General features: G+C 39.9%; 15 protein-coding genes and 2 rRNA genes. 4 read left to right on the top strand and 13 right to left on the bottom strand.

Features of this window, described 5'->3' with window-relative positions; all coding sequences use genetic code 11:
* Positions 1 to 160 precede the first annotated feature (160 nt).
* From K2X50_03405 to K2X50_03395, 3 genes are all read right to left on the bottom strand, one after another.
* The gene (locus K2X50_03405) at positions 161 to 2,623 is read right to left on the bottom strand and encodes an HAD-IC family P-type ATPase (GenBank protein MBX9586283.1); all 2,463 of its coding nucleotides are present in this window, start codon (positions 2,621 to 2,623) and stop codon (positions 161 to 163) included.
* Between the two features lie 84 nt (positions 2,624 to 2,707).
* The gene (locus K2X50_03400; GenBank protein MBX9586282.1) at positions 2,708 to 3,061 is read right to left on the bottom strand and encodes a hypothetical protein; all 354 of its coding nucleotides are present in this window, start codon (positions 3,059 to 3,061) and stop codon (positions 2,708 to 2,710) included.
* A gap of 187 nt (positions 3,062 to 3,248) precedes the next feature.
* The gene (locus tag K2X50_03395; GenBank protein ID MBX9586281.1) at positions 3,249 to 3,917 is read right to left on the bottom strand and encodes a hypothetical protein; all 669 of its coding nucleotides are present in this window, start codon (positions 3,915 to 3,917) and stop codon (positions 3,249 to 3,251) included.
* Between the two features lie 212 nt (positions 3,918 to 4,129).
* Here K2X50_03395 and K2X50_03390 point away from each other — a divergent pair, with 212 nt between their 5' ends.
* Positions 4,130 to 4,498, top strand: a complete 369-nt coding sequence (locus K2X50_03390) for a hypothetical protein (protein ID MBX9586280.1) — start codon at positions 4,130 to 4,132, stop codon at positions 4,496 to 4,498.
* A gap of 46 nt (positions 4,499 to 4,544) precedes the next feature.
* On the opposite strand, the gene K2X50_03385 is transcribed toward K2X50_03390, so the two are convergent.
* Entirely contained in the window at positions 4,545 to 5,186 is a 642-nt protein-coding gene (locus tag K2X50_03385) for a C40 family peptidase (GenBank protein ID MBX9586279.1), read from the bottom strand.
* Between the two features lie 259 nt (positions 5,187 to 5,445).
* Here K2X50_03385 and K2X50_03380 point away from each other — a divergent pair, with 259 nt between their 5' ends.
* A complete protein-coding gene (locus tag K2X50_03380) occupies positions 5,446 to 6,201 on the top strand; it encodes a glucose 1-dehydrogenase (protein MBX9586278.1) in 756 nt (251 codons plus the stop codon).
* 155 nt (positions 6,202 to 6,356) lie between these two features.
* Here K2X50_03380 and K2X50_03375 read toward each other — a convergent pair whose 3' ends face one another.
* Positions 6,357 to 6,938 (bottom strand): Maf family nucleotide pyrophosphatase, encoded by a 582-nt coding sequence (locus K2X50_03375; protein ID MBX9586277.1) that lies wholly within the window; start codon positions 6,936 to 6,938, stop codon positions 6,357 to 6,359.
* A gap of 791 nt (positions 6,939 to 7,729) precedes the next feature.
* On the opposite strand from K2X50_03375, the gene K2X50_03370 reads away from it, so the two are divergent.
* On the top strand, positions 7,730 to 7,987 hold the full coding sequence (locus tag K2X50_03370) for a hypothetical protein (protein MBX9586276.1): 258 nt from the start codon (positions 7,730 to 7,732) through the stop codon (positions 7,985 to 7,987).
* A 264-nt stretch (positions 7,988 to 8,251) separates the two neighbouring features.
* Here the strand turns inward: K2X50_03370 and K2X50_03365 are convergent, their stop codons facing one another.
* Entirely contained in the window at positions 8,252 to 9,016 is a 765-nt protein-coding gene (locus K2X50_03365) for a LuxR family transcriptional regulator (protein MBX9586275.1), read from the bottom strand.
* 168 nt (positions 9,017 to 9,184) lie between these two features.
* Positions 9,185 to 9,700, bottom strand: a complete 516-nt coding sequence (locus K2X50_03360; GenBank protein ID MBX9586274.1) for a hypothetical protein — start codon at positions 9,698 to 9,700, stop codon at positions 9,185 to 9,187.
* Positions 9,701 to 9,798: 98 nt separating this feature from the next.
* On the opposite strand from K2X50_03360, the gene K2X50_03355 reads away from it, so the two are divergent.
* Complete coding sequence (locus K2X50_03355; protein ID MBX9586273.1) at positions 9,799 to 12,000, top strand: M4 family metallopeptidase; 2,202 nt, start codon at positions 9,799 to 9,801, stop codon at positions 11,998 to 12,000.
* A 211-nt stretch (positions 12,001 to 12,211) separates the two neighbouring features.
* Here the strand turns inward: K2X50_03355 and K2X50_03350 are convergent, their stop codons facing one another.
* The 6 genes from K2X50_03350 to K2X50_03325 all read right to left on the bottom strand — a co-directional run.
* Entirely contained in the window at positions 12,212 to 12,712 is a 501-nt protein-coding gene (locus K2X50_03350; protein MBX9586272.1) for an elongation factor P hydroxylase, read from the bottom strand.
* Positions 12,713 to 12,937: 225 nt separating this feature from the next.
* Entirely contained in the window at positions 12,938 to 13,465 is a 528-nt protein-coding gene (locus K2X50_03345; GenBank protein MBX9586271.1) for a hypothetical protein, read from the bottom strand.
* Between the two features lie 250 nt (positions 13,466 to 13,715).
* Entirely contained in the window at positions 13,716 to 17,489 is a 3,774-nt protein-coding gene (locus tag K2X50_03340; protein MBX9586270.1) for a hypothetical protein, read from the bottom strand.
* A gap of 11 nt (positions 17,490 to 17,500) precedes the next feature.
* The gene (locus K2X50_03335) at positions 17,501 to 17,713 is read right to left on the bottom strand and encodes a hypothetical protein (protein ID MBX9586269.1); all 213 of its coding nucleotides are present in this window, start codon (positions 17,711 to 17,713) and stop codon (positions 17,501 to 17,503) included.
* A 48-nt stretch (positions 17,714 to 17,761) separates the two neighbouring features.
* Positions 17,762 to 17,877 (bottom strand): 5S ribosomal RNA (gene rrf / locus K2X50_03330).
* Between the two features lie 112 nt (positions 17,878 to 17,989).
* Positions 17,990 to 18,961, bottom strand: a 23S ribosomal RNA gene (locus K2X50_03325); the annotation flags it as partial.

Genomic DNA, 18,961 nt, shown 5'->3' with positions numbered 1-18,961 from the left:
GCCTAGATACCCTGTCTTCATCCAAAGCATCAGCTGTATGAGAAGTTGATCATGGTGACGCCCCTGCGATAAAACGGATAGAGTGAGATAAAGGTTGCTGATGCTGCCCAGCAGGATTAGAGACTTTAACGAAATTTCTCGCTGGTAATTATTTCCTCATTTATGAGGCGTAGAGGCTAATCGGCGGTACTTCGTCATCATCTTTAACTAAGCACGAAGGAAAGGAGCTAACCACTGTTTTAGGCAAAGAAGGCAGACTTGAGCTCCCTAATGCTTCTTTGATTAACTCGTTAGGCTCAACACTTCGCCTAGGGAAGTGCTGCGCCATTGAACCGTAGCTAGTAGTGCATTTCTTTTTCCGAGCAAGACTGTCCATTAATTGCGAATAACGACTTTGGTAAGGGAACTCTTGGAGAGAGAGTCGATACTGATTAAGAAGTATCAGCACGGCAGAAGCGACCATTAACCCTGCACCCACCACTGGATTTAATACAAACCCAGCCACAGGCAACAACACACCACCACAAACCAACGACATAACAGTATTATAAGTGAGGCTCAACATCAGATTATCAACGATGCTCTCAACTGTTTGCTGGGAAACAGCAAACGCAGCAAGCACCGGCAGTAAAGAGGCATTTTCAATTGTCGCGCCCGCCTCATCTAAGGTGGTTTGATGATATGATTCGGATTTTACTGCTATTCCTAACGTACAGCGACTAATTGGCAACGTATCGTTCTCAGAATCTCCCACCATCGCAACTTTTTTATTCTGTGATTGTAAATTCTCAATAATACTAGATTTTTCCTCGGAATTTTTGCCGCCGTACACGTGATGCTGAATACCTAATTCGCTTGCGCAACGCTCAACAGTTTCTTGAGCAGCTCCCGATATGATGCCAACCGTCTTACCTTGTTTTTGTAATTCTTGGACGACAAACTTTGCATCTTCGCGTAGCGGGTCTCTTATTTTAATATGAGAAAGTAAGATTCCATTTTTGACGACATAAATCACATGCTCAAAACCAGATGTGGGCACTTGAATTACATCAACCAGGCCAGGATAATTCATTGCAATAAAATCTCGATTTCCAACACAATATTTTTCATCATCCATAATCGCGGATACTCCAGAGTGATGCTTTTGTGGAAACTTGATAACAGTGACACCCTCAAAACCCTCAGACTTCGATAAAGCATACTGACGAATAACTTTTGCAATGGGATGAGTAAAGTCTTTTTCAATTTCGGCCAAGATGCTAAAAAAATTTTTAGGTAAAGGACTTGAATCCAAATATAAATTAAAAGAAGTCACCTCGGGTTTCCCCTTGGTAAGAGTGCCATGCATATCAAAAAACACCACATCAATCTCTTGAGCAAGCTGTAAGTGTTTTTCACTTTTAAATTGGATTCCATGATCAATGGCTTTGGACAGCCCCATTTTGAGAGCGCGTGGAGCAATTAGGCCTAAAATACAGGGACACAGTGAAACTAAAATAGAAATCATGCACATTATTGCATGAGCGGTAGTGAAAAAAACACCAACCAGAACTCCTGAAGTTATCGCTAACAAAAATACGCCAGGAATAAAATACTGCATAATATTAACTGTGGCATCCAACAATGGCGCCTGCTCTGCCCTTGCATGTTCTACTTTATTTGCAAGACGAGCTAGATTGGATTGAGAAACAATTCTATCGACTCTGAGGATGATAAAAGGAACCTCTTTAGGTACGATCATGCCCGCTAAAATTTCTTCTCCTTTTTGAATTGGCACAGGAAGGGGCTCTCCCGTTTTGATAGTGGCGTGTATGTAGGTACTATCAGATTCGCAAGTGCCATCCACTGGAATGACTTCGCCACTCATCACTTGAATGATATCCCCTACTTGCAAGCCACTAGATTTAGCCTGTTCCCAGCTATCACCTATTCTCTTCATTACTTTTTTAATAGCACGATCAGTAAACACAACCCCCAAAGCCGCTTTTTTTTCCAAAGATTCCATCAACGCATCGCCTAACTGACGGAACCCCAAAATTAACAACCCGGATTCTATGATCATGGGTGACCAGGGTAAAAATATACTCGCTATTGAAGCGCCTATAACCGTGAGGGAGCTCACTGTGAACAATGTATCCATTGTCAATTGCCCACGACTAAATAAATTTTTGGCAGCAGCCCAATAAGAGTCGAATCCGATAACCAGAGTAAGTAATGAGCCCGACGCAATTATTGCGATCATTGCAAAAAACGGTATTGGAATTCCAGACATCATCAGCGCCATAATGAGCACACCAGAAACCAAGCCTGTCAAACCTTTAGTGAAATGCTTGCGAATGCGCTTTCTTCTCAATTCTTCTACAACTTTTGGATCGAGTATAAAACTTTCCACATCATTACCTCTGTTCTCCAACGCTTCTTTGACAATTTTACGCACCATAAAGTCATCTAATGACTCATCATTGACGGTTATAGTGCCGGTCTTTATTGAAAAATCCACAGAGTAATCAATTATATAAAGCTCGGGTTTTTCGACCTTTATGCGTTCAAGTGCCTTTTTGACACCAGAGACACAATTAATGCAGGAGATTGAGGGCAAATAGAATTGATAGGTTTTAGACATAGTAATATCCACTGTTTCAACAAGGCTCACGCCTACCTTTATATGCCAATGATATCACCTATTAAGTTAGATGCATCTCTGCTTCTAGCTGGGAGTACTTCCAACGGGTAGCGTTAGCTCTAAAACATCTTCGTTCATCTTACATAAAGCGGCGCCTATTGCAGAGAGTGTAATTGTGCCGTCGGGGTCGATGACCACGAGACAACCACGCCCCACACGGGTTTTATAACTAATTGCAATCGGATTCAGAGGATCAAGGGTATATTCAATAATGCCTACACATTGATGATGGATCTTCTCCGTCCCTGAAATATTCGGTGTTAATGCATGAGGATAAATTGACTGATCTAGGCCGTTATTCACAAAAATATTAGCATGTGCCACTGAGAACACGGTAAATGCCATAACGCCCACAAACCATTTTTTCAAAATTTCCATAGTAACCCTTTACTGTTAATCATAGCCTCCTGCTACGTAACTTTTCAGCACGAGAGGCAAACATTCACATCTATATTATCACTTCAACGCTCAGAAGTTGCAACAGACAACAGCGTCGCGTCTTGAGGTGTGATAGTTTTTTGAACACGAAACCTCTCACAACTCAAGATGCGACGCCATTCAATCGTTACTTCATCGGTGTAATGCTCAACGCCTTGCTTTGAAGATAAACACCTTTGGGATTAAATTCGTAAGCCATTTCAACTACGCCCACTTTTGCACAGGCAACGCAATCAGGGCTTCGTAATTCTTGCTTGAAAATAAGCTGTTGATTTTTGTTGGGCAGACTGTGAGCTTTTGGAAATAGATCTTCGTTGATTTTGGTCCAGTAAAGAAATCCAGTTAACGCAATTTCTGGGTATTTTTTCTTTAATGCAACATAATGATTATTTCCACTTAGATCCATTTCGGTGTTTAATGGAATCAATTGACCTTTAGTATCTACCATGTAAAAAACGTCTACGCCATCAGCGATTGTTGAGAATGTGAATACAGTAACTCGGCTGTATTGTTTAAACTTTATAGCCGGGTAACCGGTGTGCTGACGAATTTTGCTAGCTTGAATGCAAGATTTATCTTTAGCCATTTTCTTTTCGATGCATGGCCACTGCTGCGTACCCATTATTGATTTTTCAACGGGACATAACTTCGCATATTTTTTTTCACAGTTTTTTATCTGCGAAATATTCAGTCCCCCACGAAATTCTGGCACTGATTTAATCGCTTCGCTATCGGCGAATGCTGTAGTTGTCAAAAAACAGATGCTTAAAAAGATTATTTTAGAGATAGATTTCATCTTGCCCTCATTTGTCAGAACCATGGTTTACAATTATGGCTTCTTTTTGCTTTTCTGTCTATATCAAAACTCAAGGCGCGACGCCAGATCCCTCATGACTATTAAACAGATATATGTCAAAATAGAACGATAGGATGGGGGCTTACAAAGGTCTCATCATGTAACGATATAAAAGAGATGAGTTGTAAACAAAATCATGGGGATTACCCGCAATGGAATCACAGCTTGCTTCATCAAGTAATTTACTGCTACATACACAAAACAATTACTACGATACTATCTCAAAAATTTGCTATCCATTATTTAAGAAAACACCTATACAATATTTCGACTATACACGCTTTTACGATTCCGGAGAAATGGTTACAATAGGTACCCATCCACATTTCACAGTTAAGTTCTATGAGCACGGACAATATCCATCATTTGAAGAATTCCAAGTTTTTAGTTCATCTGGAATGACAATTTCACTTTTATCCCATAACATGCCGTTACCACTAGGCGCTCATGATGTAAACCCCGATAGATATTTGGCATACTATAAAAGATTTTCAAACAGCCTAGATGGAGTGGATAGTTAAGACGAAAAATTAATACGTAAAGAGGAAGAGCAAGTCCCGCCCTTACTCACCGACAGCTAATTGATGGTATACATCCATATCCTACAAAACGCGCTTTTCCTTCAGAATTCGGTAGATTAAAATCAAAAATACTGACCCCGCACATTTTTTTGTTTTGATACGTACGCCCGTTACTCGCACCAAACATCAACGGCGCATGCTTTTTATTTCTTCCGATATACAACATGACATGTGTAATAGTATCTCCATTGGCTTTAGCATAGGTCCCTGACCAAAATAATAAATCACCTGGCTTCAATTGAGAAAATTGCGATGAAAGCAAATCTGAACTTGTAACGTCATGCAGCTTACCATTTTTTTTCACCCATTCGTACATGCCGTTGGCATCCCGCGGAATAACACCCTTCGCGTTACCACTCAAAAGATGATAAATAGTTCCTGAACAATCCATACCACCATGTGCTGGATTTGCTGAGCCGTAAAGGTAAGTTAAATTCATTTGAGTTAATAAGGCCGCTTTAGTAATGAGCTTTTTTAACTCCTCTGGATAATCATCATATCCCTCAATTGTTACAATTGAGAGAGGGTGTGTAATTGGCTTCGGTATTTTATTGGAAATTTCTTGGCCGCAAACAATGCTAGCTATCAAGCCAACAACTGTAATAATTAGATATTTGAATTTGCGCATTTATACATATACCCCAATGCATCTATCTAAATGTACTATAAAGCAAGGGGAATAGAAACCAAAGTTTCCCTAGTTCAGGGACTTAGAACGATGGCGTGATGGATGCGCAAGGTATGACGGAACGTCAGAGCTACACACAACTCAAGATACGACAATAATCCATAGATGAAATATTGGGTGGGTTTTTCTGACAAACCTGATTGTTATTTTCAACTTATCTATTATAATTGGTCAACCATCATACATCCAAGGCGTGAGCATGCAAAGACTAAAAGGCAAAGTAGCCATAATCACTGGCGGAAATAGTGGCATAGGCAAAGGCGTTGCAAAACATTTTTATCAGGAAGGTGCCACAGTTGTTATTTTTGGCCGTGATCAGCAAACTTTGGATGAAGCACGCAATGAAATGGATGACAAAATTCTTGCCATTCAGGGTGATGTCACCAAAACCTCCGATCTGAAAAATCTTTTCGAACAAACACATACAGCTTATGGAAAGTGCGACATTTTGGTAGTGAATTCCGGTGTTGGTTTACGCTTGAATGTGACGGATGTAACGGAAGAAAATTTTGATCATATGGTTGATATCAATTACCGCGGCGCTTATTTTACAGTGAAATACGCGCTGGATTATCTCAATTCACCCGCATCCATCATCATGATTGCCTCTGCCTCCGCCAGCATCACACTTAAAAACCATAGCGTATATGCTTCCACTAAAGCAGCTATCGTTAAGCTCGCGAAAAATTTCGCGAATGATCTTGGCAGTCGTGGCATACGTGTAAATTCCATTTCACCTGGTTATATCAAAACACCCATATTTGACACACGCCTTGAGCAAGACTCCGCCTATCTCTCGCGCCGCGAAGTGAACATTCCTTTGCAAAGAATTGGCACACCTCAAGACATTGCCAACGCTTGCTTATTTCTGAGTTCAGATGAATCCTCCTACATAACAGGGATTGATTTGATAATTGACGGTGGCTACAGCGTGAATTTCTTCGAACCAAATTAACTTTCCTAGACTGCTAAAGATCTAACCTGGACAAGATACCCATGTTATAGAGCAAGGTTTATTTTTTCTTAAACCGTTGCAAATTTTGCAACAGTTGCTTCATTGTCTAGTTCACAGGTTTTATAGATACCGTGCAAATTCCGAGTGTCATCTGCTTACTTGCGCAACCTAGATAACAAACTGTAAGTCTCATAAAGAGGCATACCCATAATACCTGAATAACTTCCATTTATATTTTTGATGAAAATGCTTGCCATGCCTTGGATGGCATACGCCCCCGCTTTATCTTGGGGTTCTCCAGTTACCCAATATTTTTTCGCTTGCTCCGGTGTAATTGTGGAAAATGTAACTTCACTTTTGCTCAGACGGATGGCGACTTGATGTGGATCAATTAATGCCACAGCAGTCAGGACTTCATGAGTTCGGTTTGATAATAATGACAACATAAGTAAAGCATCTTCTTCGTTTTTCGGTTTGCCTAACACTTTGTCATCAATGACTACGATAGTATCTGCACTAAGGACGGGGCGCGGTGGCTGTTGATTTATTTTTTGCAAAACATTTTCGGCTTTCAGTATTGCTAATCGCTCTACCATCTCTGAGGGATTTTCATCAGTTAATTTTTCTTCCACGACATTAGGCTCTACTACAATAAAATCCACACCTATTTTTCTGAGCAATTCTTGCCGACGCGGTGATGCCGATCCTAAATAAATAGCAGGTAATTGAGCAATCATATTTTCCTCCTCGTTGTCTGCCAATATTACCTCATAAAAAATTAATAGGTAAAGAGAAAGAGCTCAAGTCCTGTCCTCAGGATTTTTATCAGTGCATCCTTACAAGCAAAAAAGATCTCACTTAGAACTTTAATTGTTTTGAAGCTTTCAAAGCTCTACATGATTATATTGAGGATACATTTTATCATGCAATCCCTGTGAAACTTGGATACAAAAAAAACATTGCTCAAATATTGACAAAACAACTGCCATTATCAGAGGATGAAGTTAAAAAGTATCTCAATGATGTAAGCGTAATGAACACCCACACTTCAGATAAGACAGAGGACAAATCTTGACAAATAGACAAACAAAGAAGAAGGGGCCAGACCTAACATTGAAACCTGGTTTCAATGTTAGGTCTGATCCCTTCTTTCTGTATATCCGTAAAAATTGCTGATCATCACTCCACAGATTAAGTGGTTTTTTGAAGAATAATGAAATTGAATGGTGATAAGAGGGAATCCGGTTAAACCTGCCATCCACTTCCTTAGATATGACACCTCATCATATTCTCATATTGATATATTCTAAAATTGTGTGTAACGGGAAAAATTCTAACCAATGGGCTATAATTGCTTACGTAGGGTTCAAAATCAAAATTTTGTCACTTTAGAACCTGAAAGAAGGAAATGAAACGTATAGGATAAGCAATAGATTACTTTGAAGGTATAATTTTTAAAGGCTGAGCGTGTAGACTTATTTAGGAGTTATATATTTTATCCGACAACATTTTTAAGAAGGAGAGAGCTATGAGTAACATAGATAAACTTATTAATTCACTCGAAAGTGCGGTGAAACACATTGAGCAGATTAGAAATAATACCGAGCCTAAAGACATTGACAGAGATCGTGCCGGAGATTCTAAATCACAGAAAGAATATGAGAAATACCTCGATGGATTAGCAAGTCAGCTAAAAGAAGCTATTGTTAATCTCAAAAAACTAGTTGAAAGCAATGAAAACAAACCCGTACAAATTGAAAATATAAGAGGGAAAGGACGAATCTAACATAGCAATGGAAGGAATGGGGTCAGATCTAACCTAACATTGAAACGTGGTTTCAATATTAGACCTGACCCCATCTTCATTTAAATAAAAGGAAATGGTCAAATAAAAACGACAACTTATTGAACTATCCGGAATTCCCGGATAGCTCTAATCCAAGAATAGTATCTAATTTTTCAGCTAAAACATATTACGTACTTTTTGACAAACAGAAAAAGACCCAACAAAATGAGGTCACAGCGTCTTAAGAAAGGATCTCATTTAATCTCAAGGCCGGCTTAAATATAATGATATTAATTCCTTACTTGAACTACACCCTAGAATTTCCATTGTTTTTGCCAAGTGCCCTTCTACTGTTCGATAGGAAATCTCTAATTCTTGACCAATTTCTTTCGCTGATTTTCCTTGTGCTAAAAGTTTTAGACATAATGCTTGCTGTGAAGTAATCTGAATAGGCTGATGCGTTTTGTAGTGATAAAGGATCATGTCGCGGCTTTCAATTGTCGGTTGCAAATTTTTCACTATCAGATGCTCTAGCCCGGCATCTTTTATTACGGCCTCAACGTGATTATGCAAAGCATTATCATCGGTGTTTACTGTAAACTTTGCAACTTCATTGAACCATTGATCGCGATCGTGCAAATCAGTTAATAATTTATTTCTATCGCTATTTATCAAGAGCGGTACCTCATGATGCAACATCCGCTCTAATTGTACAGGTAAACTTACTGTGACAAAAACCACATAATCTTTTTTCAACATTTCTCGGTTCTTTTTGGATGTGACAATTCCCACGTCAGTCGTAATCACAGTATGCTCAAGGGGTTGAGATAATATATTATGTTCTGTCATTCGTAATGATTTAACGCCCTCCTCTCCCAGAACATCCTGGATTATTGCGCCAGTTTTAACTTCTATTCCATAATCAGCATCAATAAACTTCCAGCCTAATTTTTCTGCTAATGCACGAGCTAATACTGCCTTTCCCGCTCCGGGATGACCTACTATAATAATTCGATTTGGATGTGCCATGATAATACCTCTTTACTTACTCTAAATATGCTTTAATTATAGCCGAGCAATACCAAGTAATAAACACGTAGGAATACGTGTTATTGACATTACTACACGGCATCGCGTCTTTAAACACTAATTTCATCAAAAAAAGAAACCTATCACAACTCAAGACGCGACGCTTTTTTAATTGGGATTTTTGCATGGTTGTGTGATTGCGACATCCGCCAATTTTCGTGCCTGTAGGTTTTGATTTGCTCTTGGCGGAACCACATCAGTAACACAGGATGAATTTTTACTAATCTTCGAGATCAAAAGATAAGATCGTTTTTTTTTCGAATTATCGCTATTTCCTACGTTATAGCGCGCAATCAAAGCAACAGGTATACCCTTATTTATTCGCCATTCAATTTTATCTCCCACCGTTGAAAATCCACCATAGAATCCCCAAAAATTAAGTTCAAATGTTTTATTTCTAGGCGTAATGATATTGAGTGTTTGCCGCAGATCACCTTCAAGAAGATGGACTTTGTAACCACGCACCCCTGGGCATACTGCCTCATATGAGCCAGCTTCATTTGGATCATTCTTAACAGTCTTACAGACTTTACTATTAGTACTTGTATAAATGCTCTTGTTATCAGCAAAACTATATGTAGTAAACAGTGCTGCAATAACCGCTACAATAAAAATTGTTTTCATAATTACTCCTGTTAATACTGAACATCCATTTTTAATAATAGCAGAAATACAGTAAGTAGAAAAAATGAACTATAATTAGGGTATATAGGAGCAAAATGATGAAAAAGATTCTACTGATTCTGCTAGCGGTTCTGATATTACTGGCAGTCGGCTATGTGGTGTGGTTCCCTGAATCCAAACCCATGATTATTGCTAACATCAAATCCTTTAGTTCGTCACTTCAAAAAACGTCCAATGCGCCATCCAGAATTTTTCACCCAAACCAGCCAACCAAATCCAAAGTAACAAATCTTGCTGCGTTAAAAACCACTACAAATCAAGCCACCAATACAGCCAGCTTTGTGTCAGCGCCCCCTGGCGAAGTGTTATTTAAGAGTGATCCCAAGAAATCTCCAGAAGCGAATGCATCAGACTTTTTTAGGCTTAGCGGTGGAATATTTGGGATTCATGATCCAAGTAAAGAACTTAAGATTCAAAAAACAGACACTGACAATTTGGGAATGAGCCACCTCACCTATACACAGCAATACCAAGGAGTTGAGGTATTTGGAGGCACTCTCAAAGCCCATTTTAATCAAGAGGGTGACATTACCGCCGTAAATGGCACTTTTGTACCCAATATAAAGGTTAATACCACGCCTAACATTTCCAACACTCAGGCACAGGCAGTAGCCGTGCAATCAGCTCCAGGGAACGTTGTAGCGCCTATCACTACTGCGCTAGTCGTCTTTCGAGAAAACCTAGCGAAAAAAACGCCAGGCTCCAATTATCTTGCTTACAAAGTAGAGGTGGGCAATGGCGCAAACATTCGCAAATATGTTTTTGTAGATGCACAACGAGGCACTGTGATTCACACCATCAATGCGATTAACAATCTCCTTTATCGCCGCGCCTATGATGGAAGGTATAAGGAGGATTATGCTAATTATCCCAATAAGCCATTTTGGGTAGAAGGCAATCCGTTACCGTTGACCGGATTCTGCAACACCCGCCCTAATTTTCCAGACTGTAAGCTTGAAGCGGACAACATATTACAGACTATGAAAGCAACCTATGACCTATTCTTTAACACCTTTGGCCGTGATTCCTTTGATGGCAAAGGATCCAAGATGGATATCGTATTTAATTACTATGCGAATGATTGCCCTAATGCTGCTTGGAATGGGGAATTTGTGTACTTCTGTCCCGGGGTGACTGGCCGTGACTCGGTCGCACATGAGTGGGGACATGCCTATACCCAGTTTACGGCGAATTTAGTTTATGAGTGGCAATCAGGTGCTTTAAACGAGGCATACTCCGATATTTGGGGTGAAACGCTCGATTTAATGAGTGGACCCGGTAAATATCCCAGAACAATTAAAAGAACAGAAGGTGATTGCAGCAAGTATGCGGACTCAGAACAAAAGCTTACTATGCAAAGAATCGGCGAGCTAAAGGTGAGCAATCCTTCTAGTATATCAGGCGTCAAGCAATCATTTGCTGCGAGCTTTGGCCCTATTATCAATAAGGTTTTCCCTGGCGAGATTGTTGCAGTCTCACCATCGAATGGTTGCGGGTCCATTAGTGGCTCATTGAATGACAAAATCGCCATAATCGATCGAGGTGACTGCCCCGACGTGGAAAAAATAAAAAATGCAGAAGCGAAGGATGCTATTGGAGTCGTTATCGTTGACAACGAACCGAATAACCTTGGCGGTATAGAGGGCTCAGATAACACCGTCACCATACCATCTGTTGTGATTTCTTTAGAAGACGGCAAGCTCATCAAGCAAGCTTTAAAGGAGACTCGGGTTGAGGGACGTATTCGCCCAGGCGGCCCAGTAGTCAATGAAACTTATCGGTGGCTATCGGGTGAGAATGATACTGCCAGTGGCACTGTCCGTGATTTGTGGAATCCGAACTGTAAGAACAATCCTACCAAAGTGTCCGATCATGATTATTGGTGTTTCCCTGGTGATTCAGGTGGTGTCCACATCAACAGCGGCATTCCCAATCGCACTTTTGCGCTGTTAGTCGATGGCAGTAACGGCACAAATAATATTGAAGCGATTGGGCTTTTGAAAGCAGCGCATCTCCACTACAGAGTGCTTAGCACGTATCTTGTTTCTACCAGTGGCTTTGCTGACTACGCCGATGCCTTGATTAAATCCTGCAACGATTTGCTGGGCGTACAACTAAAAGGATTTGATGGCAAAATGTCCAAAGAATCCATCTCCAAAAATGATTGCGCACAAGTACAGAAAGTAACGACTTTACTCGAGCTTCACCAAACACCAAGGTGTCGTATCTCAAGTAGTTAGTACTAAATCTAGTTTACATCCACTTTTAATCGACTTGCTTGTTTTGTCTACACGCTAATTTAATCAACTACTCTTTATTGCTTGGTTCATCCGCAAATTTAACTATAGGAAATCAACCTCATTTACAGCTAGGGGTCAGGTTTTGACTTCTGTGTAAAAAAAGATCTGCCCCCTAACTTGTCAGAAATGAGATCGCTGAACATCAAGACGATCAAACTTTATGTTGGTAAAAATCAAACAATCTTGCTTTGAAAATCTCGGCCCTTTTTGGCAAACCATGGGTTAAATAAGACTGCGCTTGTTCAATAATTTTCTTTTCGAAAGATTCCCGGTGAATACTTTCCTCATTAGTTAAATTATCAATACTGACAACAAAGGAAAATCTCGCAGCCTGTGAAAATAAATATTCTATTGCTTGTGACTTAACTTCGGCTTGCTCGAATAATGTCTGTTGCTCAGCATTTCGACCTTCAGGATAATACCAATAGCCATAATCAACAAGCTTTCGCCGTTTATCGCCAGCAATGCACCAATGTGACACTTCATGCAAAGCACTTGCAAAATAATCTCGCGTAAAAATGATCCGGTTAATAGAGTTGCTTTCGTCGCAGGGCAAATACAGAGGCTCTTCACCATTACCGACCAATATAGTATTCTCACTCTGCTCAAACAACACATTGAACAAAAAAATTAAATCTCGGCAGTCATGCATAATTTTATATTCACTAATTATTAGTGGTGACATTATAACAGCATTCAACGAGCATTTCCACGCACTCACATTTCACAGACGCTAAAATCTATTTCAAACCCCTCATTTTCGACCTCACCTCATACTATTAATCTTTTAATATTAATCAGATTCGAGATTAAACACGGGCTACAATGGCATCGGTTTTCTTTGAGCACTAATAACTTGAGATACGAAAACAATCCCTTAAATAATTTTTGACATCAACTCTTTATAACCATTTTGAATGACATTGATAAAATTATCAGATATTTCTGCACTTTCCGCATAGTTTGAAATTACTGGAGATGATTCACTTGAGATATAAGCAGTATTATAGTCACAATATTTTTTTACAAACGCCTCCATTGTGGTAATGTCCTCTTTCCGAGCGTACATTATATTTGACGTTAGCAACTCAAATATTCTTTCCGAACAGGTTAAACATTTTTCAGTACAAGTTTTAGCCACAAGCTCATCATCAGATTGATTTCCATTAAAACCTGCAAAATCCTTTCCCTTCATGGTTTTATTTACGACATTATCAATAGTCTTTCTATGATGCTTATATTGCAAGATTAATGCATATATTGGCCCATATAATCTATCGAGCTGATGATACCTATATTTTCGTTTATTCTTCCAAGAATTCTTATAAATTGTGACCAGAAAACCAAAAAACGATCCTACTAGACTTGAAAGTATAGTATTACCAATAAAATAACCCATATTCATTTGTCTTCTCCATGTTAATAGATTAGGGCGTCGCGTCTTGAGTTGTGAGAGGTTTCGCTAAATCGATCTAATAATTAAACAATATCATATAAAGTTAAATAATAAAATAGGGTTAGAAATCTTCTGAATAAAAATAATTCAGTGACACTGTAATTAGAACACTTCTGACGATTGAAGAAAAAACTTCTGATTTATAAAATAGTGCGTTTGGAATTCTTATAAACAAAGGTAATATGAGTCGAGACTAAATTTAATTTGGTCTTACATTTTGTGTTACTTCGGGTGGTAAAAACTCTATTACTGGAAGCAGCCGATTTATCTGCTTTTCTGCCTGTAGAGATTTCACAATTAAGGACTCAAAAGATATAGCCTTGCCATGACGGTTAATATTAAGGCTCTCCTGGATGCAACGATGTGCACTCATTAAATCATCATTCATAACATGACACACAGCGCAATGATAATAAATGGGGCCCAGTAGTCTAGGTTCTGATTGGGGCATTAAATTATTGAGTATCTCCAAAGCTTCTCTCGGCTTTCCAATAGTTCTGAGACTGATTGCCAGCTTTATTTTTTCCTCTGGCGTGAGATCTTTTCGGGATCCGAGCTCTTGAGAAAGTGCTAAACTGGCATTATAGGTTCCCCTAGTTTCTTCTAAGGAAGTAAGAAAAAATGTATCAAGATCCGGATCTAAAGATAACGCCATCGCCATACAGGTTTCAGCAAGATCAAATTGAAGCATAATTGTATGACAGTTAGATTTTAAAACATACACATCTGCATTCTCTGGATCGATGGCAATTAACTTTTCGAGTATACGCATTGCGGTCTTTAATTGACTTATACTAAATAGATATTGGGCGATATTTAATCCTTGATCAAAAGAGATTGGCATCCTCTGTGGATCAATGTAATCTAAAATACTTTCTTCAATTGGCATAGTTCTTTGTTGAAAGTCTCTGGCCGGCCTTGCTGTCATCTGATCAGCTATACCAGCCTGTAAAAGCTCCTGTCTAACATCTTCTAATAATGCAGAGCACCTTAATGTTTCCGGGTGCATTTCCCCGTAAGCTCTAGTAAATATCAACACAGCTTCTTCAACATTTGATTTAGCTTCTAGTAAGTATTTGGCGCAGACATCCTTTGGCCCCCTCTCAATAAATAGAGAACCTGCGCTTGATTCCAACATGCCCTTAAACATCAAACATTTTCCTACATCTGGATGCGAATTGCCATGAGCCTCTCGTAATATTGCTAAAGCACCTGTAACATGCTCCATTACTCTATTTGGATCTTCATTACAGGTGATCATTGCTTTGCCCAAACTTAATTTGCATAAGCCCACAGTCACATGGCGCCCTCCTTTAGTCTTGAGAATCGCGGGCAGCGCCAATTCAAAATGCATTTTGGCACTTCTTGCAAGATTTAATCTTGTGTTAGCATCGCCCCCTTGAATGCCGCATTCTAATAGAACGTTTCCTAGGTTAACTCTGATTACGGATAATTCTTCCGATTGCGCCCCTAGAGAGTCTTTTATAATTTCAAATGCTTGCTCAAGCTGAATCCGAGCATTGTAGAAATCACCGCTACCAGCCAGAGAGTTCCCAAGAAATTCGCGACAATGACCAACATCCATATGATGATCACCTCGATTCTTACAGAGAATTTCCAAAGCCTGTTTAAGCAACACAATTCCCTGTGCGTACTCTCCACAAGCCGAATGTGCAGCACCAAAATGCATTAAACAATCAGCAGTTCTAGGATGTGCCTCTCCATAGGCTTTTCTTATCTTAGGTAACACTTGTCCCAAGTGTAACTTTGCCTCCTGGGGATTCTCATGTAAAAGTGCAGAAGCATAATTCGTCTGACAAGAGTCGAGAGAACCATGATCTTTAGGTGAAATCATTCGATAGATCTGCCAAGACTTTTGTAAACAACTTAATCCTTCCCTTTTTTTACCACAACCATTCAAGGCACTTCCCAAATGCATCAAACATAATGCGACATTTTCATTCATTTCACCGTATGCCCTTATTAAAACAGGTAAGGCTTGTTCTAATAGCATTCTCGCTTCATGTGGATCACTCACTAACATAGTAATTCCGATATGCATGCGACACGCCGCAATGCTTTTTTCTTGATTATCAGAATGTAGTAATATTTGTAGTTCATCTGCAAAATACATTCTAGCAGCTTTATCGTTACCTCTTTTTTGACTGGCAATTCCCATAATTTGTAAAAACTGTGAAGCAGCCCAAGTGAGATCTTTATTTAGTTCTAATTTTGAGATGACTTGTCTTAGCCACTCGGCATGGGGAAAAAGTTCAGACAGAATCTTCTCACCATTTAAAGAATTAATATCAGTGATGCCGAAATAAGCACGAAATATAGCGCACCATTTTATACTACGCTCTTCAGTAACTGCTTTTGTCTCATCAATTCTCAATATGTCTTGAACAACCTGATGAATTTGATAGGTATCTCGATGTTCACTGTCCTCTACTAAACTGAGGGCCCGTAATTTCTCTAAGGCACTATTAATCAACAGATCCTGAAATTGAAAATTTTCAGGCGTAAGAATCCACCCACACAATAGTGCTTTTGGTATGGCAACTTGAGGAGAGAGATACGAAGCCCCCTTCAAAACTTGTTGCGTTTGTTGAAATTCAGTGTCTGTTTTGCATAGTTCTCGCAAACGTTGTAATGACATCTCAATCACAGTTAACATACTCGCCTTGAGATTCATATCTCGCCGACATTGATCAGTTGTATAAGGATCCGCTTCAAATACTGATGCGCCTAAATAGATTTTCTTTGCTTTAACAAGGTCATTGTACCGCTGACAATACAATTCAATCTCAGTCCCTGTATTGATGATATAAGCCAATGCTTGTGTTAATGCAAGTGGATAACGACCTAAAGTATTTGCCAACAGCTCTGCTTGTAGATCACTAATATTTTTTAATACCTTGCTAATGTAATTCTTAGCATCTTGTAAGGTAAAGACATCTAAAATAATTTTGTTGATCGTTGGGCCAAATGTTCTACTATTTCGTGTTGTTATTAGTACTTCGCAATTTCGTTGATTAAAACTTTCTGGCAAATAAGCCTTAATAACTGAATAGTTGGGAATATCATCGATAACGAGCAAGCCTCGCCCTTTGGCAGCTAACCGCTCATAAATTAATTGATGAAGTACTTTTTCGCTTAGTTCCTTGGTATCTAATCCTAGCGCCTTACCAAGATCGACTAATTGTGAGAGGACATTATTCCTGGTGCTGGCTTCATCGTTTCCACCGGTTATCCATATCACCCAATTGTAATACTTTTGTTTGAAATGCAACCGAGCAAAGTAATTCGCTAACTGGGATTTTCCAACCCCTCCCGTTCCGGCAATTTGAGAAACAGCTTTTTCTTCATCCTCCACATCAGCACCTGAAACGTCTGCCTCCGTGATTATTTGTAAATTACCTCGATGAGCACTAAGCCCTGCTAATTCTATTTCACGTCCGGTAAAATGATCCACTACCTGAGGTAAGCGATATAAAGGCCTAAAAGTCTGTTCGGGGATTCGACATATAATTCTGACACCAGTGCGTTGATGTTTTATTTTATCGACTAATTGAAATCTCTCCAGCATATCAGTAAGAATTTGGGCATTTTGTGATGACAGGGAATTTGTGGAATGTTCGCCCACTAATCGCAGTAAGTTAACCATTGAGGATTCATCTAAGGGTTTTTCGAGAATTATTTCCATTGGACATTCTTTTATTGTAAAGGTACGTTTTTCTGGCTTGATATCTGTCCGTGAATCAGACAACTTTATGACCGAGAGTGATTCTTCTACAACAGTTGCATCATCAATAATTGAACTCGGAATTGCACTGGATGACTGATAAGTTTCAGCAATATCAATCAGTTGATTTAAAGCGGGCATAAACTGCAGCATCATCTCACTCGAATAATTTTTAATGCTGATTGTGCTTATTTCTGAAAAAATAGAGAGCTCTTTTGAAAGTTTCATGGAGTAATTCCTTATACCGTAAATGATGAGATATTATCTAATCCAACATCCTCTTGGTCATTTTTCTTTATACTCACCCTAGGTTTTTCACAGACAAATTCCCAATATTCAAAGACAGACTTAGCCCCTATCAATACGACATTTGTCGGTTCATTGTAGTATTGCTGGCATACAATTTTTAAGCCTGAATTATTAATATAAGTAAAAACCTCAGATAATTCCATATAAAAAAGCCCCGAAGAGTAAAACTCCACGGGGCTTTCGCATTTAAATCCTGGCAACGACCTACTTTCACATGGGGAGACCCCACACTATCATTGGCGTAAAGCAGTTTCACTTCTGAGTTCGGAATGGGATCAGGTGGTTCCTACCTACTATGACTACCAGGAAACTGGCTGCTGTTTTCACAGCAATTCTTTGGTGTATGAATGAATAAAGGCGCTTGAATACCGGTAATGACACACCAGGTTCATCGCAATAATGAAACCATTTGGTGTTATATGATCAAGCCTCACGGTTAATTAGTACACGTTAGCTACATGCATTGCTGCACTTCCACACCGTGCCTATCAACGTCATAGTCTTTGACGGACCTTCAGGGACATTAACATGTCCAGGGAGATCTAATCTTGAGGGAGGCTTCCCGCTTAGATGCTTTCAGCGGTTATCCCTTCCGAACGTAGCTACCCGGCAATGCCATTGGCATGACAACCGGAACACCAGAGGTTCGTCCACTCCGGTCCTCTCGTACTAGGAGCAGCTCCTCTCAAATCTCCAGCGCCCACGACAGATAGGATCCAAACTGTCTCACGACGTTTTAAACCCAACTCACGTACCACTTTAAATGGCGAACAGCCATACCCTTGGGACCTGCTACAGCCCCAGGATGTGATGAGTCGACATCGAGGTGCCAAACACCGCCGTCGATATGAACTCTTGGGCGGTATAAGCCTGTTATCCCCGGAGTACCTTTTATCCGTTGAGCGATGGCCCTTCCATTCAGAACCACCGGATCACTAAGACCTACTTTCGTATCTGCTCGACCTGTCAGTCTCGCAGTTAAGCACCCTTTTACCTTTACGCTCATTGCGCGATTTCCGACCGCGCTGAGGGTACCTTCGTGCTCCTCCGTTACTCTTTGGGAGGAGACCGCCCCAGTCAAACTACCCACCATACACTGTCTCCGACCCGGCTTACGGGTCTGGGTTAGAACGTCAAACGCACCAGGGTGGTATTTCAAGGATGGCTCCACCAGGACTAGCGTCCTGGCTTCAAAGCCTCCCACCTATCCTACACAGATGAGTTCAAAGTCCAGTGTAAAGTTGTAGTAAAGGTTCACGGGGTCTTTCCGTCTAGCCGCGGGTACACTGCATCTTCACAGCAATTTCAATTTCACTGAGTCTCGGGTGGAGACAGCGTGGCCATCGTTACGCCATTCGTGCAGGTCGGAACTTACCCGACAAGGAATTTCG

It is taken from the genome of Gammaproteobacteria bacterium, from assembly GCA_019748175.1.
Taxonomy (GTDB): domain Bacteria; phylum Pseudomonadota; class Gammaproteobacteria; order JAIEPX01; family JAIEPX01; genus JAIEPX01.
Note: the sequence above shows the minus strand (reverse complement) of the source record. Positions and strands in the feature narration are given on the sequence as shown.